This window comes from Paenibacillus sp. J5, assembly GCF_054955055.1.
This window is the reverse complement of sequence record NZ_JBUEDD010000039.1, coordinates 1-877: the sequence shown is the minus strand read 5'-3', so window position 1 is coordinate 877 and position 877 is coordinate 1. Positions and strand designations below refer to the sequence as shown.

Genomic DNA, 877 nt, shown 5'->3' with positions numbered 1-877 from the left:
CAGGCGCTTGCGACCCCGCAGGCGACAGCGGTCATCGACGGGGAAGAGCGGATCAGCTATGGCGAGCTGGAGAGACGGTCGAATCAGCTCGCTCAAGCGCTGCGACGTCGAGGAGTTGGGCCAGAGAAGCTGGTGGGCGTATGTATGAGACGGAGCGCCTCGTTAGTGGTCGCGCTGCTGGGCATCTTGAAGGCGGGCGGGGCGTATGTTCCGCTGGACCCGGCCTATCCATCCGATCGTCTGAGCTACATGCTGGAGGAGACGGAGGCGGCGGTGCTGGTCACCGAATCCGCACTGGCAGCCGGGCTGCCGCCAAGCGGGGCCGAGCTGCTGCTGTACGACGAGGAGCTGGATCGTCTGGAGCAGGAGAGCGGGGAGGCGCCGGAGAGCGGCGTGCGCCCAGAGCATCTGGCCTACGTCATCTATACGTCCGGCTCGACAGGCCGGCCGAAGGGGGTCATGATCGAGCACCGGAATACGTCGGCCTTTCTGGACTGGTGTCATCTCCAGTTCACGCCGGAGGAGCTGTCGGGCGTGCTGGCCTCGACCTCGATCAACTTCGACCTGTCGGTGTTCGAGCTGTTCGCCCCGCTGAGCAGAGGCGGCACGGTGATTCTGGCGGAGAATGCGCTGGAGGTGCCGCAGCTTGCCGCGCGGGAGGAGCTGACGCTGATCAACACGGTGCCATCGGCGATGGCGGAGCTGGTGCGCCAGCAGGCGGTGCCGAAGGGAGTAACGACAGTGAATCTGGCGGGAGAGCCGCTGCCGCTGTCGCTGGCGCGTCAGGTGTATGAGATCAACAGCGTGAAGCGGCTGTACAACCTGTACGGCCCGTCGGAGGACACGACGTATTCGACCTGGTGGGAGGTGGAACGGG

General features: G+C 65.6%; 1 protein-coding gene. It reads left to right on the top strand.

Going from position 1 to position 877, the window contains the following annotated elements; genetic code table 11:
- Positions 1-877: AMP-binding protein (locus ACY1JZ_RS26000; RefSeq protein WP_462631679.1), on the top strand; the 877-nt coding region annotated here is incomplete at both ends.